Below are 22,160 nucleotides of genomic sequence, written 5' to 3'. Positions count from 1 at the left end.
CGCTTTCCAGCCCCCGGCCCCTGGCGTGCGGTGCTGGTCCACGACGGACCTTCCGAACAACTCACGGTCGCGTTGACGACTTCGCCCCCAGCCCCGGCGTCGGCCTGGTGACCAGCGGCGTGGTCACGGAGATCCTGTTCGCCCGCACCGCATCCGGTCCTTGACGAGCGCGGGTAACCGGGCAGCTGGGCTCTGCTTGTTGTGCGCCATGTCGCCACGACGGGCGGAGGGGACAGCAGCCTGCAATGGGCGTTTCTCCGGTACATCACCAAGTGAAGCGCAAGCGCGCGGACCGATCCCTCCGGTGTCCGAGGCCGCGTCTAGGGTGCTGTTGACGATGTATCGCCACCCGGTTGCATCCGGGTTCGTCAACAGAAGTTGGAGAAGGACATGCACCTCTTCGATACCGCGGATCTTCCGGATATGGATGACTGGGACGGGTGGCTGACCTGCGCGGATCGCCTGACCGGGGTGGGTGACCTGCGGGGCAGAGCGATCCGGCTCGAACACCACAGTGAGACCGGGGGCGGTGACCAGGCTCTGACGGCAGCCGCCTACCGAGAAGTTGAACGCCAACTGGGGCTGGATGGGCTCCGAGAAGACGGCTCCTGGCGGTTCACCTGGCGTCGTGGCTGCATCGATGAGGCGTCCTTCCGCCTGGCCGCCGACACCCGGCCGCAACGCCGGGAACTGGTGCAACGCCTTCTGAAGGATCACCCGCACGCCGCACCCGCCGACCCGGCTGACGCCGAGCAGTGGGAAGGCGCACTGATCGACGCGCTGCTCTCCCACTCCGCCGCCCACCGACTGCGCACACTCGATCTGCACCTCACCGACTACCATCGTTCCGCCGAGCACGCCGCGATCGCCCTGGCCGCCCGGCAACGCACTCGGCTGGAGCGTCTGTACTTCGGCTACGACTTCGATCTCCTGTATGAGCACAGTGCGGGATCGACGGGGAACCCTATCGATCCGCTGGCCCACCTCAACAAAGGTCTGGTGCAGACCGACATATGGGGCTCGCTTCCCGCCCTGTGCGCACTGGAACTCGAAGGCGCGTTCCTGTTCCACAGCGTGGACCACGACAGCCTGACCCGGCTGAGGGTCAGAGGCCCCGCTCTCGCGGACGGCTCGATTCTCGGCCTCGGAACGCTGCCCGGCCTGGTCTCCCTGGAAGTCGAGGTCGGCGATGACGTCTTCGGGTGCCTGCCCCCACTGGAGCAGTTGGGTGAGCTGAACACCTCCGACTACCCTCGGCTCACCGATCTCGACCTCTCCCGGGCGGAGTTCGACGCCACCTCCTACGAGGTCCTTTCCGCACTGGCGCAGTCCCCTGTCCTTCCTGGGCTCAGACGTCTGTCCCTCAGGGAGTTGACGGTCGGCCGGATGGACTGCGAGGGAGATCCGGTGTCCGCGGCCGGGGCGCTGGCTCCACGGTTCGCGCATCTCGATCTGCGGGTGGACGGCGCCGTCGATCTCGAAGGGACCGACGACGAGGGGGTCGACCGGGCTCTTTCCCTGTTTGGTCTGAGCCGGAGCTGATCTGTCGGGCGACCACGGACGCGTCAAGTCTCATCTGACCCAATGCTTGGAGGAACAACGCAGCCACGGGATAGAGGCCGTGTGGACACTGACGCCCTGACTCCCATCTACCTCGACACGGTGATGAACGGGTTGGCGATGAACTCTGCCTGGCCGGCTCCCACGATCCGGCGCCGTGTACAGAACCAGGACGGGGAGGGTGTCGTTGCCGACAGCGGATGTGCCGCGCTCACACCCGTGCAGGAAGTCGGGGCGGTGGTAACCGCGCCCTGCCCCGGGTGGAACTGGACGATTCACACCTCAACCAGCAACAGCCAGTCCCCAACGACGACAAGCAAACCGACCCAGGTCAGCAGCGCGGACTCCGTGTACGAGTCCGGGACCCTGTGGGTGTGTCACTCGTCGTTCTCGGGATTCTCCTGGCTGCGGGACCGGACGATCCGGCGCAGTCGATGGTGCCGATCCGGGCCCGTCTCGGAGATCACCTCGCCGACCATCGCCCGTACTGCGTCGCGTACGCCGTGGAGTGCCTGACCGCGTGCGGGTCCGGCGCCGGGGTCCGCACGCAACTCACGCAGCAGTGCCCAGCACAGCAGCAGCATGACCACGACGAATGGCAGCGCCACCAGGATTGTCGCTGTCTGGAGCGAGCTCAGCCCCCCGGCCACCAGCAGCACCGCTGCCACTGCTGCCATCAGCACACCCCAGACGACCACCAGCCAGGTCCGCGGGTTCAGGGCGCCCCTGCTGGTGAGTGACCCCATCACCAGCGACGCGGAGTCCGCGCTGGTGACGAAGTACGTCATCACCATCAGCATCGCCAACCAGGAGGTGACCGATCCCAGCGGCAGCGCGTCCAGCATCGCGAACAGCGATGCCTCCTCGCCCTCTTTGAGCTTCGCCGCCATGTCGACCTTGCCGGTCGAGTCCAGCCGAATGCCGGTGCCACCCAGCACACAGAACCAGACGACGGTGGCTCCGCTCGGGACGAGCAGCACCCCGATCAGGAACTCCCGGATGCTCCGGCCTCGGGAGATCCGCGCGATGAACGTTCCCACGAAGGGCGCCCAGGACAGCCACCAAGCCCAGTAGAAGATCGTCCAGGAGCCCAGCCACGCGCTGTCCGTGAAGGCGCCGGTCCGGGTTGCCATCGTGACCAGATTGCTGAAGTAGCCGCCGACGCTCGCCGGGATCGCGTCCAGGATGTAGACGGTTGGCCCCAGCACGAACACGAAGAGCATCAGGCACCCCGCCAGGACGATGTTCATGGTGCTCAGCCATTTCACGCCTCTGTGCAGTCCGGTGAAGGCGGAGATCACGAAGGCCGCGGACAGAAAGACCACGATGAGCAGTTGTGCCGTCGTCGAACCCTCCACACCGACAGTGAGGTTGAGGCCCTTCGCGACCTGGAGGGTTCCCACTCCTAGGCTTGTTGCGGTCCCGAACACGGTTGCGAACACCGCCAGCAGGTCAATCAGCCGGCCGGGCCATCCATTCGCCTTGCGTTCCCCGATCAGGGGCACGAACACCGCACTGAGACGGTTGCTGCGGCCTTTGCGGAAGCCTGCGTAGGCGAGCGCGAGGCCGGCGATCCCGTAGATCGCCCACGGGGTGAGGGTCCAGTGGAAGAACGAGTACTCCAGCGCTGTTCCCGCCGCTGCACCGGTGCGTGGCGCCACCCCGCTGCCTGGCGGCGGTGCCAGATAGTGCGTGAGGGGTTCACCGACACCGTAGAACATCAGTCCGATACCCATGCCCGCGCTGAACATCATGGCGATCCACGCGAGGTTGGTGAACTCCGGTTCGCTGTCGTCGGCTCCGAGCCTGATCCTGCCGTAGCGGGAGAAGGCGAGCAGGACGCACAGGACGAGGAAGGCATCCGCCGCGATCACGAACAGCCAGGCGAAGTTGTTCAGCACCCAGTCCAAGGCGGAGCCGGACACGCTGTCGAAGGACTCCTTGCCGATCGCGGCCCAGGCGACGACGGCAAGGAGGACCGCGATCCCGACGCCCACGACCACGACGTCGGGGGAAGTGTCCTGGCCGGTGGGGTTGTGAGGTTCCTCCGGACCCTCGGGCCGCCCTGACTCTTCGATCCGTTCAGTGCTCACCGGGGTCACTATGGTGGTGTTTGGGGCGCCATGCAGCGTGGCACGCCGATCGCCGCTACTCGTGCGCTTTCTGGCGGCGATCACCAGCCTGTCCCACCGGTCGGCCGCTTCCGAACTGCGGAGCCGGAGTTTCGTCTGCCCGAGCGTCCGTCATTCCACCCCGATCCCTCCGTTCCGTCTGGGCTTGCGCGAGTGTCATGGAGTGGTGCGGGCTCGGTCGACTTCCTTGAGGAACTGTCGCTGGCCGTCGAGGAATCCGTCCGCGAAGAGTGAGCGGGGGGAGAAGAGCGCGGTGAACGTGATCTTGAGGTCCGACTGCTCAATGGACTGTTTGAGCAGTGAGTGGGCCGCGTCCGGGTAGTGCCTGACCGTCAATGCGCCACCTGTGTCCAGCACTTTGTGGTACGTGCGTTCCGTGTCGGCGACGTCCACATTGATGTCATGGCCTGCGAGGGCCAGTAGTACCGGTATGCCGTGCAGGGCGCGAAGGTCTCGTGTGACGTCCGCGGTGTGGTTCTTGGAGATGAAGCCCCAACGGTCGGCGGTCATGCCGTCCGCGTCGCCGCCCATCGCCCTGAGGTACTCATCGAAGGTCGCCTGGCGTCCCAGCAGCCGGCGGATCGTGTCGCTCCTGGCGACCTCGGCCTTGGTGCGGGCCGCTGATGCGCCGTCGGCGCGCAGTTCGGCGAGCAGGTTGTAGCGGCCTTGCTGGAGCCAGTTGATCGCGGGTGAGACGGCGATGGCGAAGGCCACGGGTGTCTTGGCGGCGATCTTCGGCAGGACCCATCCCGCCTGGCTCGCGCCCCAGAGTCCGATCCGATCGCCGTCGATGTCCGGGCGGGCGCGGGCCCAGGCGATGGCGGCGGCTGCCTCGTCGGCCCGGTCATCCATGGACTGGTCGAGCCAGTTGCCGGGTGCGCCCGCGACGCCGGGCTTGTGCCAGGAGAGTGAGGCGTACCCGGCCTTGGCGTTCGCCTCCCACATGGGTTGGTAGCCGTCTCCGTGAGTGGCGTCGGTAGGGCCGTCGCCGTGGACGTACACGACCAGGCCGTGGTGCTTGCGGCCGTCCTTGGGGATGGCCAGTACGCCGTGGAGGGTGTGGCCGCCGTGGCGGATCGTGACCCGCTGCTCCTCCATGTCGTAGGAGTTCTGCCACAGCACCACACCGACGAGGCAGGCGGCCACGACGAGGGCCGTGACGAGCGACCACACGGCGACGCGGAGCCCGCGCCGTCGGGACTGGCTCTTCGGACACATGGGACGCCGCCTCTGTTGGGATTGAGTAGACACATCAAAACTATCACTATGGAAACGGTCGTGTAGAATTCGATAGATTGGAGTCTCGGGTTCAGTCCCAGGTTCTGGGAGAGAGAAGGCACGGCATGGGACTGGACACGACAGACCAGGGGACACCGGTGACAGTGCGGCGGGGCGTTCCGGCTGGAGCCGAGCGGCGGGTGGCCGAGCTGTACTGGGCGGCATTCGGTCGCAAGCTCGGTCCCGCACTGAACCCGTCAGACAAGGCGGTGCCCTTTATCGCCGCCCACCTGAACACCGATCGAGCGGTCTGCGCACTCCTCGACGGGCGGCTCGTGGGTCTCGCCGGCTACCAACACGGCGGGCGGGCCCTCACCGGAGGATCGGCCCGCGCCGTGCTGCGCGTGTACGGACACCTGCGAGGACTGCACCGACTCCTGCTCCTCGCCCTGTTCGAACGTCACCCGGCTCCCGGTCAGCTCGTCATGGACGGCATCGCCGTGGACCCGGACATGCGAGGCCGCGGCATCGGGAGCCTGCTCATCGAGGAAGTGGCCGCCATCGCGGCCGAGCAGGACTGCCGGGAGATCAGGCTGGACGTGATCGACGTCAACCCGCGCGCCCGGGCTCTTTACGAGCGGCGCGGCTTCACGGCCGTACGGACCGAGCACACGCCCTACCTGCGGGGGCTGCTCGGATTCGGCGCGGTCACCACCATGCACCGTCCGGTTGGGACGCGAGGAGCGAGAGAACTGTGAACACCGACAGCGACCACGTCGAGGTCCCCACCCGCATGCTCGTCCACGCGCTGATCCGGGAGGACGGGACGGTCGGCGCGGACGAGCTGTACACCGTCGCCAACACCCTGGGCATGAGCGACCAGCAGGTAAGGCTGTGCGTCAAACGCCTCGTGGCCGAAGGGCGATTCACCCATGAAGGCCGAGGCCGCAAGGCGGAGCTGCACGCGACCCCGGACACCATGCATGCCCTCGCCCCCAACGCGGACTTCCTGCGGCACGCATTCCAACAGGACGCCGGGCTCGCCCCCTGGGACGGTGTCTGGCACCTGGCCGCCTTCGCCGTGCCCGAATCGGCGCGCACGGCCCGGGACGCCCTGCGCGAGACGCTCGTCCATCTCGGTGGTGCCCCGCTCCAGGGTGGGTTGTACGTCTGTGCCAACGCCTGGGAACCGTACGTCGAAGAAGCGGCCCATCGTCTCGGTGCCCATGGCGCACTCACCCTCCTCACAACGACGGACCTGCGCAGAGGCGACGTCCAACGGCCTGCCGAACTCGCCCGCAGTCTGTGGCCCCTCCAGGAGATCGCCGACCGGTACCACCTGCTCAGCCGCGTCACCCGGCCCCGCCTCGCCCGGCTCACCAGCCCTGCCGAACTCTCCCCGTCCGCACTGCTCACCATCGCTGTCGAGTTGGCCGCCGAACTCACCCGTGCGATGGAGCCCGACCCGCTGCTGCCGCCTCAGCTCCTGCCCCGGCCCTGGCCCGGCACTCAGGCCCGCGAACTGGTCGCCCGGTGCTGGGCGGCCCTGTACGAACGCGACCATGGCGAGGCCCGCCCAGCCCTCTTCCGCCTCTATGCCGACATCACCCGAGAAGCAGCAGATCGGGCCTCAAGCTGACGACGAAACAGATCCCGCAGGTCATGCCTGTTGAGCGAGGGCCCGGCGAGGGCCCCCGCCCTTGGATACGGACGCGCATCAGATTCAGGTTGTGCACTCGGTCGGGTTGACGGGCCTCAGAGTGGGAGGAAAGTGCTGTTCACGCATGGGCGCCCGACCTGTTTGGCGTTGTTACGTGACACGGGATCAGCGGAAGCGGGCCAGGTGCTCGCGCAGAAAGGCGTCCAGAGTGCGGGGCGGACGGCCCAGGACATGGGTGACCGTGTCGGTGGGTGACTCCGGATGGGACACCGCCAGCTGCTGGATCTCCACCACGTGCTCGGCGAGCCACGGTGGCATGTGTGCGTGGTGGACGAGGTTCTCCCGCAGTTCGTGCGGGGGCAGGTCCACGTAGCGGACCGGGCGGCCGAGCAGGCGGGTCAGGATTTCGGTGAGTTCGCCGTAGCCGACCGCCTCACTGCCGGTGAGCACATAGGTGCCGCCCCTGAGGTCGGCGCGCGTCAGCGTCGCGGCGGCGACGTCACCGATGTCGCGACTGTCGATCCAGTTGCAGGGGGCGTCCTGCATCGCGCCCAGGACCACGCTCCGCGCGGCCACGGCCGGAGCAAGAAGCAGCAGGTTTTGCATGAACGCGTAGGGGCGGAGAACGGTGTGTGTCAGGCCGGACGCACGCAGGTGTTCCTCGACGGCGTGATGGCCCCGGGAGAGGGTGACCGGGGAGTCCGCTGCGGCGACCGGATCGGAAATCTTGACGATGTGCTCGATGCCGCTGTCCGCGGCCGTGTCGACGACACGCGTTTCGAGATCGACCTGCGCCGGGCCGTTGGCCATGGCGAGGAACAGTTGCCGGGCGCCCTTGAACGCGGCGCGCAGCGAGTCGGTGTCCGTGGCGTCGGCGGGCACGACCTCGACGAGATGGCTGACCGCCTCGCCGAGGTGCGCCCGCAACCGATCCGGGTCACGGGTCAGCGCCCTGCTCGGCACGCCGGATGCGGCGAGGCTGCGCAGCAACGCGCCTCCGGTGGTTCCAGACGCTCCCATGATGACGATCATTGTGTGCCTCTCGTTCTTGCCGCGGGGGATCCGCGGAGGTGTCTGCCGATGTGCCGCCGGCCGCCGGGTCTGCTCCCGGTACGGGCGGTGTGGGCGGTACCTGATGGGATACGGGGAGAGCGGGCGGTACGGGCTACGGCTGCCGTGGTTGCGTTCGCCGAGCTCCGTGCCAACGCCAGCTCACAACACTCGCGGCGAGGGCTGCGGATATCGGTAGATCGAGCCGCAGCCGGGTGAGCCATGGAGTGTCGGGCACACCGGTGTGTGCCGGCAGCCATTGGGAGGCGAACCATCCGACGAGACCCGCGGCTGTGGCCGCGCCAACGGCGAGGAGCGCGACCAGGACGATGCGCGGAAGGTTGGCGGTCCATGGCCGTGGCCCTTTGCGACGTTGCAGCCAGGTGCCGATCAGCAGTGTCACCAGGGCCGACGTACCCGCGATGGATGTGACCGCCGCTACTGTCAACCCGGCCTGCCCACCGGCGACTCCGCCGGCGCCCGCCATCAAGGCAGGGGCGAAATAGGCGACCAGCACCTCACGCCACAGAGTGAAAGGTTGAGCGGTGCGACTGCCGATGGCGCCGTCTACTCCTTGGGACATGGCGACCTCTGCTCCGCTGCACCTGGGACCGGTGGGGTGGTTCCGAACATGAGAGACCAGCCTTTCGATTATGATTAGGTGGCTAACTATTAGGTCATGGGAAAGTGGTCGCCCGCGCCGGCGGCGCTGCGGCTCGCCGTGCGATGCAGACCCGTCCCATGGGGCGATCTGTAGGGGAGTCGCGGCCTACTCCGCGGTCAGTGCGCCGATTCCGCGAACAATCCGCGAGAGCAGATCCAAGAACAGTGCGCGCTCATCGACGGTGAGCTCGCCCACCATCTCCTGAAGGCGGGCGAAATGCTCGGGCGCCATGTCCCGCAACCGCTGTGCACCCCGAGCGGTCAGGATCACGACGGCGCCCCGCCCGTCCTCCGCGGACGGGCGCCGGGCAACGAGACCCTCCCGCTCCAGCCCGTCAACCAGGCCGGTAACCGTGGCCCGCGAGACGCCGAGATCGGCGGCCAGTCGTGAAGGGGACTTCTCCCCGTCATGATCCTCCAGATCCGCGAGCAGCCGGTATCGGCCTGTCGACAACCCGTACCTCGCGAAGTGCACCTCGGTCGCCCGACCGAGCCGCGCCCCCGCCGAGATCAGCCGCACCGCGACGAGCACCGCCTGCGGGTCGTCCCCGAGGCCGTAGTGCTCCAACTGACGCCGCGCCTGATCCAGTGTGGGTGACTCATGGTCGATCCCGTCCGCTGCCATAGGGATAATATGGCACCTAACTATATTGCGGTCAACCTGAGCCGTCCTCGCTGTGCCCCGTACGCCGCGAGCCCAACCTCACCGGGAGAGTCTCCCTCGCCTGGCGAGCCCGGCCCCGTCCCGCACACAGGCGATCCGGGACGGGGCCCCGGGGGTCCTAGGTCGCCTGGAGCAAGGCGCTCTGGTGGGCGGACGGCGGGCCCTCCGCTGAACTCGCGGGCGTGTGCGTGACTCACCGACAGCCACCACAGCAGCCGGTGACTCCACGGTTGCTCGTGGCTCCGTCGAAACCCGGTGCAACATTTCGCAGAGTCCGAGGCGTCGAATCAAATGAGGGCCGAAAAGGCCCACCAGAAGCGACAGGGCACGACAGCGCACGTCTACTCCACGGGCTCCTGAGGCCCTGCTGTGTCATGCCTCCACACACTCCTGAAATGACCGTTCAGGTTCACATTGCAAGGAATTTCTCTATGTCAGCGGCTGATTCCAGTTTTCATTCCGGGCGTCGTGGTCTGTTCCGCTCGGCAGTAGCAGCCACAGCCGTGGTCGGGTTGACCGGAGGGGCGTTCGCTGCGGGTCAAACTACCAGTGCGGATTCCCGACGCCGCGCCCCTGCCCTCCCACAGGGATTGCCGTTCACATTTCAGACCGAGGGATATCAGTGCGTCCTCGACGTGCCGGATGCCTTGCAGCCCTGGCGTACGAGGACCGCGGCCAAGGTTGACACGAATCCGCACGACGCCACGGGTGTCCGTATGTTCAAGGCAGACGGCCGAATGTACGACCACCCCGTCGGTCAGATCCAATTCGGGTTGGAGAATCTCGCTAGTCATCGACGGACCGGGGACCCGTTCTATCTACAACGTGCGAAACTGCAGGCGCAACGGTTGATCGAAGAGCGGCACCTGGTACGCGGCGCATGGTTCTTTCCGTACCCCTTCGACTTCCGGCACCAGGTACACACGGGAGTGGATTACAAAGCCCCCTGGTACTCCGGAATGGCCCAGGGCGAAGCGCTCAGCCTTTTCGCCCAGTTGGCCGCGTACAAGGGCATCCCCGGAAGTGAAAGAGCACGCTACCGCGCAGCTGCCGACGGTGCGTTCGCTTCTCTGCTGGTGGCAGACGATACGTCTCCCTGGGTCGTCGCCCGAGACGAGAAACGCCAGTTGTGGATCCACGAGTACCCGATCGACGCCCCCGGTGTTTCGGACTACACCTACAACGGCTTCATGTTCGCGGCACTGGGGTTGTGGGACTACCACACGCTGAGCAGGAACCCACTGGCGGAGCAACTCTTCGACGGATCACTGTCAACCCTCGCCGTGTACTTCCCGATGATGCGAAACCCGGGTGGACTGTCCCACTACTGCCGTACGCACACGATCCCGACCAAGTCCTATCACCGCGTGCACAGCGACCTTCTGCTCCAGTTGTCGTGGCTCTCCGGCAGCCAACGCTTCGCAGCCCAGTCCGACCTGCTGATCGACGACTTTCCACCGCCGTCCCTGGGCAAGGCCGGCGGTCGGGTGACGATGCAGGACGGCACGCAAAGTCTGTATCGCTTCGCCGAGAACGGCGCGATCACGGCCCGCCGCTCGCTCACCCTGAGCCGCTCCGAACAGTGCACCGCCACACGCCGGACACGCATACCCGGCCGTGGCATCCACCTGCAGATCGAGGAAGGCCCGGCCGCGGGTTGGCACATACGGGAACAGTATCCTTCGGTGCGTCTGCACGGCGAGTGGTGCGCCTCGGACTATCGCCCCGCCCGCCAGGCGACCATCTCTGCGGGCGTCAACCTCGTCTGCCGCAGCGGTCCCGAGGCGAAGCCGACCAGTCGTACGGTGACGTACCCGAGGGATACGGCCCTGTTCTACGATCGCCGTGCGGTGATCGACAGCCGGCCCATGGTACGGCTCGCAGGCGGCTCGCTCGGCGGGTGGTGGGCACCGACCGAGCGGCTGACCCTGTCCGACGCCGTATGACCAGGGGCGAGGACGGTACTCACTACCTGCCCGCAGCGTCCCTGTTGCGTTGGTGGAGAGATTCCGCGTGCCAGCCGAAGCATGCTTGCCCGGTCACCGCGTCGACGCAGAAGGACGGGGACGAAAGCCCTGGTCTCTTGCGGCGATGGAACGGGGTAGAGAGGGAGGCAGTCCCGTGCGGACGAGCCCAGACGCAGTGAGAGAGGCTTCGCGCCGGCCAACTGTTCCGATCCGCGTGCCTCCTTGCCGACTGCGACACACATCTTGCGGAGGACCCATGCTGGGCGGCATCCACACGAAGCGTTGCCGTTCGTTGGTTCTTACCCATGTGTATCAGTGCAGGCAGGACTCGCTGGTCTCGGCTGATGAGGAAGACTGAGAGCATGAGAGACATCGTTTTCACACGCAGCAGCGGCTGGATCCCGAACGTGATCCGCGAGGACGGTGTGCTGAAGCTGATGATGGGCGCGGGGGCCGACGCCAACCATGAACCTCGCACGTTCACGTTCCCGATCGGGGAAAACCATCTTGCGGTGATCCAGGAGGACCTGGCCAGACACCTGCTGCTGTGGAGTGCGGTCCTTCCGCTGTGCGATGCCGCCGGAACCCGGGGCCGGCTCGACGAGGACGCTGCCGTCGCGCTTCTGGACCCGATCCTCCTCTCCGCGCCGGCAGACGTCGACGCGCTCTTCCAACGCATCCGGTGTGACCGGGGCCGGCTCATCGCCCATGGGGCTGACATCGATCTGCTTGAGCGCGGTCAGGTCTGCGCGGCGATGCGCGCGGCGACGGAGACATCCAACGGGAGGCGAGCTCAGGAGTACCACGCGAAGCGTCGGCGCGCCGACCGCGGAACGGTACTCGGCCCGCTCGACACCGCACTTCTGCAGTACACGGGCCAGTATCTGCACGGTGCGACGGTGCCGAGGCGGATACCCGATGCCGTCGCCCCGGCGTTGCTGCCCGAGGTCCTGCGTGTGATCGCCACCGCGGAGCAGGCATGCGCAGCGATGCGGATCGGCCGAGATCCACGGCGGGGGAAGCGCGCCACGGACAAGGGTGACTGGGAGCGGATGGCGACGACGGTCGACGCAGCCGTACGCCGTTCACACCCTGAACTCGTCGACGACGCGGTGCGTACCGTGAGCGTCCTGATGTGCTCGGAGGCCGCGGACCGCTCCAGGAACAAGCCCATGGAGGATGACGAGGAGGCTCCCGGCACCCGCGCCGACTTCGGCGCACGTGCAAGGAAGACAATCCTGTCGTTCACCGACGACAAGGGCGTCGAGAAGAAGTGGCTCCCGGACAATCCCCGCACCGCCACCGCGGAGTTCTGGGAGTTCGTCGCCGATCGCTCCGCCGGTGACAACGAGGTGTTCACGATCGAGGACGAGGAGAAGGGCGAAGGGATCCAGCTCCACTTCTACGCGGACTCCATCGCCCGGATCACCACGGTGCACGAGGGCGTAGGCGGGGCGGATCCGGAGTACCGGGTCGAGTACAGCCTGGTCGACGGGATCGGCGCGTACCGGAATCTGGTGAGAGTCTTCGTCCGCGGCGGCTGTGCCGCACTCGAACGGCACGGGACTTGGATGTCGGACGTCACTGAGTTCGAACGCGCACGCCGGCGGCGCGACGCCGGGTAGAGGGAGTCCGCGCACACGCAGTCGGAGGACCAGCGAGACAGCCGGTCCAGGCTTCCCCGCGCTATCCACCGCAGTTAGCGTGAACACCGAGGACAGGTCCGCGGTGTCTCATGGGCAAGTCCGCGTTGTCGGTGGTGCCTGGGAAGCTGAACCGCATGAACGCCGATGATGAGCAGTTGCTTCGTGGCCGGGTGTACGGCCACGATCACGACGAGCCCCACTCCGGTCCGCTGCCGCACCGGACGTATGCCGCACTCGTGGGCGGGCCGCTGGGGGATACGGGGAGGGTTGTAGACGACGGTGGTGCCGGCGCAGCCGGCCGGGAGGTGGAGTAGTCGGATCCGCTCAGGCTCGTCTACTGCGAGATTCCACCGCAGCTTCATCCCGGTGCACTCCGCGGTGTACCGGCACGGGGTGTCGACGGGGGGCGGCACGTCGGTTTGGAGGCGCTCCGTGGCAGTGATCTGATGGAGCAACGCACCATGGCCGCGTTAGGTTTCGGGGCTCCGGTGCTGTATGGACGGGCGAGTGCTCTTCTTGACGACGCGTAGGCTGCAAAGGCAGAAAGGGGGGTGGGACCGGTGGACACACTCCAGCCAGTCCCTGAACCAGTGATGATCGAGCGCGAACCCCGTGATATGCGTGCCCGCAACAAACAGGCCGCACGCGAGACGATCGGCGCCGCGGCTCTGCGACTGGCATTGGAGAAGGGACCCGGCGGGCTGGCCCTGGTACGGGTGCGCGACATCGCCGAAGCCGCCGGGGTCGCACCCAGGACATACAACAACTACTTCTCCAGCCGAGAGGAAGCGATCTGCGTCTTCCAGAGCGATCAAGCTCGTCGCATCGGCGGGGCACTGCGATCTAGGCCGGTGGGTGAGCCGCTCGACCAGGCGATCGCCGCGGCGGTGGTGGACGTCTTCACCGACCCTGAACCCGACCGGGCCGGGCTGGCCATGATCATGTCCACTCCGGCGTTGCAGGGCGAGGCATTGAAGGCGTTCAGCATGGCCGAGGAGCCCCTGGCCGCTGCGATCTCGGAGCGCACGGGTGCCGAACCGTGGGAGTTGTCATCAACTGTCCTAGCCGCAGCCGTTGCTGGGGCCGTGCGTGTGGCCGGTCGGCACTGGCTCAGCACTGCCGACCCCACGCCATTTGCTGAAGTGCTGCGCCTTGCCCTGACGTACGTCCTTCCCCGCCCAGCCGCTCCGACCCCATAACCTGTAGCGCCTTCCTCTGGCGCCAAGTACGCGAGATCCGCCGTGCTCAGTCCTCGCCGTGGTGGGACTGCCGGCCGCGGATGGCGTCGATTTGGTGTGCCGTTCGGATGTCACGCTCCCTCCGGTCGTGTCGGGGCGCTCTCGGCTTCCTTTTCCTTCTCCGGCACTGTGCCGTCCAGCATCCGCCTGGGCAGGAGGACGGTCGGGACAATGGCGAGGGCAAGGAACGCCACGCTCCACCAGAAGGTGTTGTTGTAGGCGTGGGCGAGTGCATCGAGTCCGGGGCTGCCGTCCGGAGTCGCGTTCTGCTGTCTGGTCAGTTGGAACTGGAGGACGACGCCGATCACCGCCGTGCCCGCTGAGAGGCCGACCTGCTGGAAGACTCGTGATCCGCTCGTCGCCCTCGAAAGCTGCTCGGGTGGCAGGCCGATGTAGAGCGCGGTTGTCATGGCCAGCACCATCATGCCGAACCCGACGCCCGTGACGAACATGGCCACGACGATGACAAGATTGCTGGTGTTCGCGTCGAACTGGGTGAAGATCAGCCGTCCGATGATGGCGCAGGCGAGCCCGACCGTCCCCACGCGCATGGGCCCGATCCGGTTGAACACCCGACCCATCGACAGGGAGGCGAGCGCGGAGCCGACACCGGCTGGCACCAGCAGGAGGCCGGCGCCCAGCGCTGACTCGGAGCGGACCTGCTGCAGGAACAAGGGGTCCACGAACCCTGCCCCCATGGTGAGACCGAGCAGCAACAGCAGGACGCTGGATGTCGCGAAGCCTCGGTACTTGAACAAGTGCATCGAGACCAGTGCGTCGATGTTCGGTCGTGCCGCGTGCATGGCGAATGCAGCGACCATGGCCACTCCCACGGAGAGGGCCACGATGACCTGCGCTCCGCCGAACCCGACGGTGGTGGCCTGGGAGAGGCCGTACACGATGGCCACGAGTCCGGGTACCAGGAGTACCACGCCGAGCGCATCCAGCCCGGCGCTGCCGCTGGCCTTGAGGTTCGGCATGGCGCGTCCCGCCAGCAGGAACGTGATCAGCCCGATCGGGAGGTTGACAAAGAACATCCATCGCCAGCTGAGGTGATCCACGATGATCCCACCCATGACGGGGCCGAGAGTCGGTCCGACGACGGCGGGAACGGCCATCAGCGATACCAGCCGGGCTCGGCGCTCGATGCCGCCGACCCGGACGAGCATGGCTTGCCCGACCGGGGCCATCATCCCGCCGCCCAGTCCTTGGACCACCCGCGCCGCGATGAGCATCCACACCGAGTTCGACAGGCCACAGAGCAGTGACCCGACGAGAAAGGTGACGAGGGAGAAGTTCCACATGGTTCGGGTGCCGAACCGGTCCGCGGCCCAACCCGCGATCGGCATTCCGACCATCAGGGCGAGCAGGTAGGCGGTCACCACCCACTGCACCGTGGAGACCGGGACGGACATTTCCCGGACCAGCTTGTCCAGCGCGATGCTGACCATGGTTCCGTCGAGTTGCATCAGCAACATGCCGAGCAGGACGACCCCCGCGACCTTGAGTAACTCCAACGGGAGACGTCGGTCATCGTTGCCGGCCAGAGACTCGTCAGCCCTCGTCTGTGCCATCAACTTTCCTTCGCTCAGCGGGTGCGGCCCCCGCTTCAGGGCTCCGCATCACCGCATCACGCTCCCACAAGGTTGCGTGGCACGCAATTCCGTGCAGATACTGCACGAGTGACGTCGTGTCATGGCTTCATCTCAGATGACTTTTAGAGAGAAGGGCTTTGCTGTGGATTGCCCACATTCGATCTGAGGAGATGCGATGGCCACCGAAGAGTCCCTTCACATGCCGCCGTTCGTGGACGGTGGTGCCGAGGCGCTGTCCTGGCTGAGGCGGATGCGTGACGACCAGCCGCTCTGGGCGGATGCGCGAGGCATGTATCACGTCTTCCGCTACGACGACGTGCAGGCGGTGATGTCCGATCATGCGCGGTTCTCGTCGAACCTTGGCCACTTCATGCCTGGCTTCGACGCCGAGCAGGTCAGCGCGAACCTCTCGTTGCAGGACCCCCCGGGGCACCGGCAGTTGCGGACGCTGGTGAGCCAGGCGTTCACGCCGCGCACGGTCGCCGCGCTCCGGCCGAGGATCGCCAAGATCACCCGAGAGTTGCTGGACTCCGTACCTGACCACACCTTCGACTTCGTCGAGCACGTGGCCTATCCGCTGCCGGTGACGGTCATCGCCGAGTTACTCGGCATCTCGCCGGGCGACAGGGCCTTCTTTCGGTCGTGCGCCGATGCCTTGTTGGGAACGCAGGAGACGGCGACTTCCGCCGCCGACCAGGCCAGGGCCCTCGCGGAGGCGAACAAGGAGCTGCACGAGTATCTGAGCGCCGAGGCCCGGCGTCGCAGGGGGGACGCTTCGAGCGGCCTGATCGGGGCACTCGCCGCAGCCGAACTGGACGGGCAGCGTCTGACGGACGGGCAGGTCGCCACACTTTCCGGGCTGTTGCTGACTGCCGGACACCTCACGATCACGCTGCTACTGGGGAACATCCTGCTGTCGCTGCGGGACAACCCGGGTGTCGAGTCGCGGCTGCGCGGTGACCGGTTGGCGGTTCCCGCGGCGGTCGAGGAGACCCTGCGGTTCCGGCCGCCGTTCCACCGGGTCGTTCGGGTCACCACACGGGAAGTGGAGATCGCCGGCGGTGTCATCCCTGCACGCAGGGTGGTGATGGCCTCGACGTTGTCGGCCAATCACGACGATCGGCAGTTTCCCGAGCCGGATCGATTCGACATTGATCGTCACCCGATCCGGCACCTGGGCTTCGGCCGTGGCATCCACTTCTGCCTCGGTGGCCCGCTAGCCAGGGCAGAAACCGAAATCGCGCTCAATCTGCTGTTCGACGAGTTCGCCGAGGTGGCGCTGGCCGGGGAGCCGGTCTTCCACGACACGGAGTTCTACGGTCCGAAGCAGTTGACGGTGTCCGTGCGCCGTTCGGCGGACAACACCCTATGCACCGCGAAGAAATAGAGAGAAAGAGGCAGGAACAATGGAGTACACCCGTTTGGGAACGTCCGGACTGAAGGTCAGCCGGCTGGCGCTCGGCTGTATGAGCTTCGGTGTTCCCTCCCCGATCCAGCCGTGGACGCTCGACGACCAGGCTGCTGAGCCCGTCTTCCGGCAGGCTGTCGAGCTCGGCATCACATTCTGGGACACCGCCAACATCTACGGAATGGGTGCGTCAGAGGAGATCGTGGGGCGTGCGCTGAGGAAGTACACCCGCCGCGAGGACGTGGTTCTGGCGACGAAGATCTTCTTCCCCATGCGACAGGGGCCCAGCCGTCCGGGACTGTCCCGCAAGGCGATCCTCGATCAACTCGACGCCTCGCTGGACCGGCTCGGCACGGACCACGTCGACCTCTATCAGATCCACCGGTTCGATCCCGATACTCCGGTGGAAGAGACGATGGAGGCGCTGCACGACGTGATCAAGGCGGGCAAGGTCCGCTACATCGGCGCTTCCTCCATGTGGGCCTGGCAGTTCGCCAAGATGCAGCACGCCGCCGAGCTGAACGGATGGACGAAGTTCGTCTCCATGCAGGACCAGTACAGCCTGCTGCAACGCGAGGAGGAGCGGGAGATGTTCGGGCTGCTCGCCGACCTGGGTGTGGGCAGCCTGCCTTGGAGCCCCCTCTGTGCCGGGCTGCTCGCTCGTCCATGGGGTGAGAGGGGCACGACACGCGCGGGAACCATCCAGCCCACCGACCCGTACGGTCGCCCACTGTTCCTCGACAGTGACGCAGGCATTGTGGGTGCGGTGGAGCGGATCGCCGGGGAGCGTGGTGTCCCCATGGCGCAGATCGCCACCGCGTGGGTACTGAAGAATCCCGTCGTCACCGCTCCCCTTGTCGGAGCCACCAAGCCGAACCACCTTGTCGACGCTGTCGCCGCGCTTGAGATCCAGCTCACCGATGAGGAGATCACCTCGCTTGAGTCGCCGTACACCCCTCGCCTGCCCACTCACTTTTAGGGGGAGTTCAGATTTAGCTGGTGGGATATCTATCGAACCGGGCACCGGAAGGGGTGGGAAGATGGTGAACAAAGAGGTCAAGGTGATCGAGAAAGCGGCAGGTCTGATCGACTCGGATCTCCCCGATGCGTATCTCGATCTGCTCAAGAAGTGTCTCCTTCGATTCCATGATGGCGCCGCATTCCCCTACACCACTGATTCGGGGGGTGATGGCGATCAGCGTCTTGCCTATCTGGCAGGCAAGGGAATCATGCCTCATGTGCAGGCGGACACCATGGTCAGCCAGGAGCGCTTGGACAACATCCAACAGTGCACGGCCACGGTCATCAGAGAGGGAATTCCTGGCGACCTCATCGAGACCGGGGTTTGGCGGGGAGGGTCTTGCATCCTCATGCGTGCCGCCCTTACCGCATACGGGGACAAGACCCGGAAGGTTTGGGTCGCCGACTCCTTCGACGGATTCCCGCCGCCAACCGATAAGTACCCTTCGGACCCGTGGAAGGGGCGTAGCCAGGACATCATCGGTGCGATGGGCGTCTCTCTCAAGGTCACCTTCGACGAGGTGAAGAAACGGTTCGAACAGTATGGACTCCTCGATGAGCGAGTGGAATTCTTGACTGGATTCTTCGAGAACACGCTGCCGAATGCGCCGATCGAGAAGCTGGCGATCCTGCGTCTCGACGGCGATCTCTACCAGTCGACCTACGAGGCTCTTGACGCGCTTTACCCGAAGCTCTCGGTCGGCGGCTACTGCATCATCGACGACTACTTCTACACGATGTGCAGCAAGGCGGTGGACGACTACCGTCGAGAGCACGGCATCGTTGAGCCCGTCGAGGCGGTCGACTGGACCTGCGTTCAGTGGCGCAAGACGAAGTAGCGCGTCAGGAACCGGGCATCCGATCGCGTGGTGGCGGTCGGTCCTACGCCTCGGAGGGCCGGGGCGGCCCCGCGGTCACCCCAGCCCTCCGAGGTGGGCACGAGCAGGACCGCGTGCCTCGACTGACTTGATCACCTCCCGTGTGACCAGGTCGACTTCCTCGTCGAGCAGGTCCTGGTGGGCGGGCAGCAACAGGGCTGTGTCCGACACGGTGTCCGTCACCGGCAACGCGGCATCCGTGGCGCCGTAACGCGGAACCCGGTGGAGGGGGTAGTAGCGCCAGGAGGTGTAGATGTCCTTGGCCAGCAGGTCCTCGCTCACCCCGTCCCGGATGTCCGTGGTGTCGAACCTGACCCAGTAGAAGTAGTGGGTCGAGACATGGCCGTCCGGTAGGGGAGGAGGCACGCGGATGCCCGGAACACCGGACAGCGCCCGGTCGTAGCGCTGGGCTATCGCACGTCGCCGACCCACGAACTCGGGGAGCTTGCGCAGCTGTACCTTGCCCATGGCGGCGGTCATGTCGTTGCCGACGAGGCGGCGCCCGATGTCCTCGATGTCGAAACTCCACCACAGATGCGGAGACTTGGCTGCTGTGGTGAACGAACTGCGGTCCTCGAGTCCGTGGTAGGCCAGTCGGCGAGCCCGGCGGGCCACTTCCGGATCGCGTACGTAGAGCATGCCGCCGTCGCCTGTGGTGATGACCTTGCGCGAGTCGAAGCTCCAGATGCCGAAGTCGCCGAACGTGCCGCACATCTGGCCGTGCGCGCTCGAAGCGACCGAGACGGCCGCATCCTCGATGAGTGCGATCCCGCGTTCCGCGCACAGCGCCGCAATCTTCTCGACGTCGCCTGGGTAGCCGCCGTAGTGGAGGACCATCACGGCTTTAGTGCGTGGAGTGAGCACGGCGATGATGTCCTCGATCCGAGGATTGAGGACCGAGTCGTCGATGTCGCAGAAGACCGGGCGAGCGCCGGCATCGATGACACAGTTGGCGTTGGCGATGAATCCGTTCGACGGTAGTACGACCTCGTCACCCGGCCCGACGCCAATCAACTCCATGGTGAGGAAAAGCCCGGAAGTGGCTGAATTGAGGAAGAGAAGGCTTTCGGCCGGGACCGCCAGGTGCTGGGCGAACTGCTCCTCGAATTCCTCCGTCTTCCGGCCGGACCCGAGCCACTTGCTGTCGAAAACGGCGCTGATGGCTGCGAGTTCTTCCGCGCCGACGCTGGGCTGGGTCACATTAATCATTACGCGTCTCCCGATCAAGCAGTCCGATGGTCAGCAACGGGTTGAAGCTGTGCGCGTGAAAAGTGGGAATAGGGTGGCATGCACGAGCAATTCAATTATCGTGCGCCTGGCTAAATGTGCCCTAAATCATTCCTGGAGCTCTGTGTTTTAGAGGGGTTTCAGATATCCGCTGTAGATTACGCCTGATTGGCCGATCGAATAGTCGGCGACTTCATCAACCGTACTCGGAGGCAGTATGAGTGACAGCGGCAGCGCGATTGACAACGCAGTTTTCGACGAGCGTCTTGCCAATTTCCAGAAGTGGCAGGAAACGCCGTGGGGGCAGCTGCGCTACTCAGTTGTGGCAGCCAATTTGGATCGCCATCTGAGTGATCGTCCGCTCACCGTCCTGGACGTGGCCGGCGGCAACGGGCGGGAAGCCGTCCGGCTCGCGGAGCTCGGCCACCACGTCACCGTCTTGGACGTGGCGCCGGTGTCCCTCGATGGGGCGCAGGAACTCGCCGCCGCGCACGAGGTGGCCGACCGGGTCGAGGTCCGCGAGGGCGATGCGCACGACGTGGCGGACATCTTCCCCGGGCAGGAGTTCGACCTATTGCTGTGCCACAACCTTCTGCAGTACGTGCCGGACCGGGCCGTCGTTGTCCGGGGGATCGTGAAGTGTCTGAAGCCGGGTGGTCTGCTCTCCGTCGTCGCCCCCAACGCCTACGCCGTCCCGCTTGAGGCGGCTGTCCGCGAACTCGACCTCCCCGCGGCCCGAGGAGCCGTGGACGCCAGGATCAAGTCCAACGTGGTGTACGGCAAGGACGTTCCGGTCCTGACCGTGGACGAGATCGGCGACCACCTCGGTGACGTCGGCCTGGACCTGGTCGGCCACTACGGTGTGATGAGTGTCTGCAACCTCATCGCGAACAACAGCATCAAGTACGACCCGGCGTTCTTCGCCCGACTGGAAGAACTGGAGATCGCCCTGGCCGGTCGAATGCCCTATCCACTCACCGCGCGCATGTTCCACCTGATCGGACAGCGTTCGAGTTAATGGCATGAAGCCGACTTTGAGGGGTCTTTGTCATGCGGATTCTGTTCACCGCGGCCACTTTCCGATCACATCTGTATCCGTTGGTCCCGCTGGCGTGGGCGCTCCGTGCTGCGGGACACGACGTGCGAGTGGCGGTGCAGCCCTCGCTCATCGGCGACGTGACCGCCGCCGGGCTGCCCGCCGTCGAAGTCGGACGCGGTCCCGACTTCATGAGCGAGCTGAGGAGGTCCATCGGTACGGGCCGGGGTGGCCCGGCCGCTGCACCGAGCATCGAGCAGATCGTCGTGCCACACATCCGGATCGCCGAGGCGGTCGTCGCCGACCTGGTGCCGTTCACTCAGAAGTGGTCGCCGGACCTGGTGGTGGCGGATCCTGCCGCGTTCGCCGCGCCGGTGATTGCCAAGGCCGCCGGGATTCCGCTGGTCCTGCACACCTGGGGGCCGATGCCCGACCAGTTGTGGGGCAACTTGACCTCCGAGCGTGCGGTGCGCGAGAACTGGCCGAAGGACCTGGTCGCGTTCCTGGACAAGTGGAACGTGGAGCTGGGTCCCGAGTACGCAGATCTTGTGGTGGATCCCTGCCCGGACGAACTCCTCGCCATTCGGATGGCGAAGCGGCAGGTGGCGCGGTACGTGCCGTACAACGGTGCCGCGGTGACACCGACCTGGCTCGACGAACCCAAACGCCGCCCACGCGTGTGCATTACCTGGGGTACCACCAGTGAGTTCATGGGGGCCGAGGTACTGAATCCCCCGCTGCTGGCCATCGAGGCACTGGCCGACCTGGATGTCGAGATCGTGGCAGCCCTCGGCAAGGCGGGTCGCGAACTGCTCGGTGAAACTCGCGAGCACGTGCGCGTGGTCGACTGGATGCCGTTGTCGATGCTGATGCCGACCTGCGACGCGCTTATCAGCCAGGGTGGCCCCGGCACCGTCCTGGCCGCCGTGGCGCACGGAGTGCCGCAACTCATCGTGCCCCAGATGAGTGCGCAGCCGCTCGGCGCCCAGTTGCTGACCGCAAGCGGGGCCGGTCTGACCCTCCAGCCCGATGACCTCACGGCATACTCCGTCGTCGAGGCGGTCACCGAACTGATCAGCGGAGACTCGGTCGTATCGGCCGCCCGCTCACTGGCCGAGCGCAACGCCGCCCGACCCGACCCGACGCAGATCGCCCCGATTCTTCAGGGGTTGTCGGACGCCAACCGGTAGAACTCGAC

General features: G+C 66.1%; 19 protein-coding genes. 12 read left to right on the top strand and 7 right to left on the bottom strand.

Features of this window, described 5'->3' with window-relative positions; genetic code table 11:
* The first annotated feature begins 390 nt into the window (after positions 1-390).
* Positions 391-1,542 carry a hypothetical protein gene (locus ACFXJL_RS17780; RefSeq protein ID WP_384693376.1) on the top strand — a complete coding sequence of 384 codons (1,152 nt, stop codon included), beginning with the start codon at positions 391-393 and terminating at the stop codon, positions 1,540-1,542.
* Between the two features lie 395 nt (positions 1,543-1,937).
* On the opposite strand, the gene ACFXJL_RS17775 is transcribed toward ACFXJL_RS17780, so the two are convergent.
* The gene (locus ACFXJL_RS17775) at positions 1,938-3,653 is read right to left on the bottom strand and encodes a BCCT family transporter (RefSeq protein ID WP_384693374.1); all 1,716 of its coding nucleotides are present in this window, start codon (positions 3,651-3,653) and stop codon (positions 1,938-1,940) included.
* Positions 3,654-3,848: 195 nt separating this feature from the next.
* Complete coding sequence (locus ACFXJL_RS17770; RefSeq protein ID WP_384639105.1) at positions 3,849-4,910, bottom strand: alpha/beta hydrolase family protein; 1,062 nt, start codon at positions 4,908-4,910, stop codon at positions 3,849-3,851.
* A gap of 125 nt (positions 4,911-5,035) precedes the next feature.
* On the opposite strand from ACFXJL_RS17770, the gene ACFXJL_RS17765 reads away from it, so the two are divergent.
* Together ACFXJL_RS17765 and ACFXJL_RS17760 are read left to right on the top strand one after the other, a co-directional pair.
* Positions 5,036-5,668: a GNAT family N-acetyltransferase gene (locus ACFXJL_RS17765; RefSeq protein ID WP_384639108.1), complete on the top strand. Its 633-nt coding sequence runs from the start codon at positions 5,036-5,038 to the stop codon at positions 5,666-5,668.
* Positions 5,669-5,703: 35 nt separating this feature from the next.
* Positions 5,704-6,549, top strand: a complete 846-nt coding sequence (locus ACFXJL_RS17760) for a PaaX family transcriptional regulator C-terminal domain-containing protein (RefSeq protein ID WP_358878885.1) — start codon at positions 5,704-5,706, stop codon at positions 6,547-6,549.
* Between the two features lie 186 nt (positions 6,550-6,735).
* On the opposite strand, the gene ACFXJL_RS17755 is transcribed toward ACFXJL_RS17760, so the two are convergent.
* The 3 genes from ACFXJL_RS17755 to ACFXJL_RS17745 all read right to left on the bottom strand — a co-directional run bounded on the left by ACFXJL_RS17755 (position 6,736) and on the right by ACFXJL_RS17745 (position 8,908).
* Entirely contained in the window at positions 6,736-7,590 is an 855-nt protein-coding gene (locus ACFXJL_RS17755) for an NmrA family NAD(P)-binding protein (RefSeq protein ID WP_384693371.1), read from the bottom strand.
* A gap of 145 nt (positions 7,591-7,735) precedes the next feature.
* Complete coding sequence (locus ACFXJL_RS17750) at positions 7,736-8,203, bottom strand: hypothetical protein (RefSeq protein ID WP_384693368.1); 468 nt, start codon at positions 8,201-8,203, stop codon at positions 7,736-7,738.
* 186 nt (positions 8,204-8,389) lie between these two features.
* On the bottom strand, positions 8,390-8,908 hold the full coding sequence (locus ACFXJL_RS17745) for a MarR family winged helix-turn-helix transcriptional regulator (protein WP_384693365.1): 519 nt from the start codon (positions 8,906-8,908) through the stop codon (positions 8,390-8,392).
* A gap of 434 nt (positions 8,909-9,342) precedes the next feature.
* Between ACFXJL_RS17745 and ACFXJL_RS17740 the strand changes: the two genes are divergently transcribed.
* From ACFXJL_RS17740 to ACFXJL_RS17725, 4 genes are all read left to right on the top strand, one after another.
* The gene (locus tag ACFXJL_RS17740; protein WP_384693362.1) at positions 9,343-10,893 is read left to right on the top strand and encodes a D-glucuronyl C5-epimerase family protein; all 1,551 of its coding nucleotides are present in this window, start codon (positions 9,343-9,345) and stop codon (positions 10,891-10,893) included.
* A gap of 383 nt (positions 10,894-11,276) precedes the next feature.
* Positions 11,277-12,539, top strand: a complete 1,263-nt coding sequence (locus ACFXJL_RS17735; protein WP_384693360.1) for a DUF6357 family protein — start codon at positions 11,277-11,279, stop codon at positions 12,537-12,539.
* Between the two features lie 155 nt (positions 12,540-12,694).
* Positions 12,695-12,874, top strand: coding sequence for a hypothetical protein (locus tag ACFXJL_RS17730; RefSeq protein WP_384693357.1), 180 nt, complete (start codon positions 12,695-12,697; stop codon positions 12,872-12,874).
* Positions 12,875-13,177: 303 nt separating this feature from the next.
* Entirely contained in the window at positions 13,178-13,759 is a 582-nt protein-coding gene (locus ACFXJL_RS17725) for a TetR/AcrR family transcriptional regulator (RefSeq protein ID WP_384693354.1), read from the top strand.
* Positions 13,760-13,869: 110 nt separating this feature from the next.
* Here ACFXJL_RS17725 and ACFXJL_RS17720 read toward each other — a convergent pair whose 3' ends face one another.
* Positions 13,870-15,372 (bottom strand): MDR family MFS transporter, encoded by a 1,503-nt coding sequence (locus tag ACFXJL_RS17720; RefSeq protein ID WP_384693351.1) that lies wholly within the window; start codon positions 15,370-15,372, stop codon positions 13,870-13,872.
* Positions 15,373-15,568: 196 nt separating this feature from the next.
* On the opposite strand from ACFXJL_RS17720, the gene ACFXJL_RS17715 reads away from it, so the two are divergent.
* The 3 genes from ACFXJL_RS17715 (at position 15,569) to ACFXJL_RS17705 (ending at position 18,660) form a co-directional block, all read left to right on the top strand.
* Positions 15,569-16,780 carry a cytochrome P450 gene (locus ACFXJL_RS17715; RefSeq protein ID WP_384693347.1) on the top strand — a complete coding sequence of 404 codons (1,212 nt, stop codon included), beginning with the start codon at positions 15,569-15,571 and terminating at the stop codon, positions 16,778-16,780.
* Between the two features lie 19 nt (positions 16,781-16,799).
* Positions 16,800-17,780, top strand: a complete 981-nt coding sequence (locus tag ACFXJL_RS17710; protein ID WP_384693344.1) for an aldo/keto reductase — start codon at positions 16,800-16,802, stop codon at positions 17,778-17,780.
* Positions 17,781-17,841: 61 nt separating this feature from the next.
* The gene (locus tag ACFXJL_RS17705; RefSeq protein ID WP_384693341.1) at positions 17,842-18,660 is read left to right on the top strand and encodes a TylF/MycF/NovP-related O-methyltransferase; all 819 of its coding nucleotides are present in this window, start codon (positions 17,842-17,844) and stop codon (positions 18,658-18,660) included.
* A gap of 75 nt (positions 18,661-18,735) precedes the next feature.
* On the opposite strand, the gene ACFXJL_RS17700 is transcribed toward ACFXJL_RS17705, so the two are convergent.
* On the bottom strand, positions 18,736-19,908 hold the full coding sequence (locus ACFXJL_RS17700; protein ID WP_384693338.1) for a DegT/DnrJ/EryC1/StrS family aminotransferase: 1,173 nt from the start codon (positions 19,906-19,908) through the stop codon (positions 18,736-18,738).
* Positions 19,909-20,143: 235 nt separating this feature from the next.
* Here ACFXJL_RS17700 and ACFXJL_RS17695 point away from each other — a divergent pair, with 235 nt between their 5' ends.
* Complete coding sequence (locus tag ACFXJL_RS17695; protein ID WP_384693335.1) at positions 20,144-20,944, top strand: class I SAM-dependent methyltransferase; 801 nt, start codon at positions 20,144-20,146, stop codon at positions 20,942-20,944.
* 32 nt (positions 20,945-20,976) lie between these two features.
* On the top strand, positions 20,977-22,152 hold the full coding sequence (locus ACFXJL_RS17690; RefSeq protein WP_384693332.1) for a nucleotide disphospho-sugar-binding domain-containing protein: 1,176 nt from the start codon (positions 20,977-20,979) through the stop codon (positions 22,150-22,152).
* Positions 22,153-22,160 lie beyond the last annotated feature (8 nt).

It is taken from the genome of Streptomyces sp. NPDC059256 (assembly GCF_042753785.1).
GTDB lineage: Bacteria > Actinomycetota > Actinomycetes > Streptomycetales > Streptomycetaceae > Streptomyces.
Note: the sequence above shows the minus strand (reverse complement) of the source record. Positions and strands in the feature narration are given on the sequence as shown.

Excerpts from the sequence above, each read along its gene's own strand:
- ACFXJL_RS17730 (WP_384693357.1), top strand. The coding sequence starts at position 12,695 with ATGAACGCCGATGATGAGCAGTTGCTTCGTGGCCGGGTGTACGGCCAC.
- ACFXJL_RS17765 (WP_384639108.1), top strand. The coding sequence starts at position 5,036 with ATGGGACTGGACACGACAGACCAGGGGACACCGGTGACAGTGCGGCGG.
- ACFXJL_RS17725 (WP_384693354.1), top strand. The coding sequence starts at position 13,178 with ATGCGTGCCCGCAACAAACAGGCCGCACGCGAGACGATCGGCGCCGCG.
- ACFXJL_RS17760 (WP_358878885.1), top strand. The coding sequence starts at position 5,704 with ATGCTCGTCCACGCGCTGATCCGGGAGGACGGGACGGTCGGCGCGGAC.
- ACFXJL_RS17740 (WP_384693362.1), top strand. The coding sequence starts at position 9,343 with ATGACCGTTCAGGTTCACATTGCAAGGAATTTCTCTATGTCAGCGGCT.
- ACFXJL_RS17720 (WP_384693351.1), bottom strand. The coding sequence starts at position 15,372 with ATGGCACAGACGAGGGCTGACGAGTCTCTGGCCGGCAACGATGACCGA.
- ACFXJL_RS17705 (WP_384693341.1), top strand. The coding sequence starts at position 17,842 with ATGGTGAACAAAGAGGTCAAGGTGATCGAGAAAGCGGCAGGTCTGATC.
- ACFXJL_RS17735 (WP_384693360.1), top strand. The coding sequence starts at position 11,277 with ATGAGAGACATCGTTTTCACACGCAGCAGCGGCTGGATCCCGAACGTG.
- ACFXJL_RS17770 (WP_384639105.1), bottom strand. The coding sequence starts at position 4,910 with ATGTGTCCGAAGAGCCAGTCCCGACGGCGCGGGCTCCGCGTCGCCGTG.
- ACFXJL_RS17750 (WP_384693368.1), bottom strand. The coding sequence starts at position 8,203 with ATGTCCCAAGGAGTAGACGGCGCCATCGGCAGTCGCACCGCTCAACCT.
- ACFXJL_RS17695 (WP_384693335.1), top strand. The coding sequence starts at position 20,144 with ATGAGTGACAGCGGCAGCGCGATTGACAACGCAGTTTTCGACGAGCGT.
- ACFXJL_RS17755 (WP_384693371.1), bottom strand. The coding sequence starts at position 7,590 with ATGGGAGCGTCTGGAACCACCGGAGGCGCGTTGCTGCGCAGCCTCGCC.
- ACFXJL_RS17780 (WP_384693376.1), top strand. The coding sequence starts at position 391 with ATGCACCTCTTCGATACCGCGGATCTTCCGGATATGGATGACTGGGAC.
- ACFXJL_RS17710 (WP_384693344.1), top strand. The coding sequence starts at position 16,800 with ATGGAGTACACCCGTTTGGGAACGTCCGGACTGAAGGTCAGCCGGCTG.
- ACFXJL_RS17745 (WP_384693365.1), bottom strand. The coding sequence starts at position 8,908 with ATGGCAGCGGACGGGATCGACCATGAGTCACCCACACTGGATCAGGCG.
- ACFXJL_RS17700 (WP_384693338.1), bottom strand. The coding sequence starts at position 19,908 with ATGATTAATGTGACCCAGCCCAGCGTCGGCGCGGAAGAACTCGCAGCC.
- ACFXJL_RS17690 (WP_384693332.1), top strand. The coding sequence starts at position 20,977 with ATGCGGATTCTGTTCACCGCGGCCACTTTCCGATCACATCTGTATCCG.
- ACFXJL_RS17715 (WP_384693347.1), top strand. The coding sequence starts at position 15,569 with ATGGCCACCGAAGAGTCCCTTCACATGCCGCCGTTCGTGGACGGTGGT.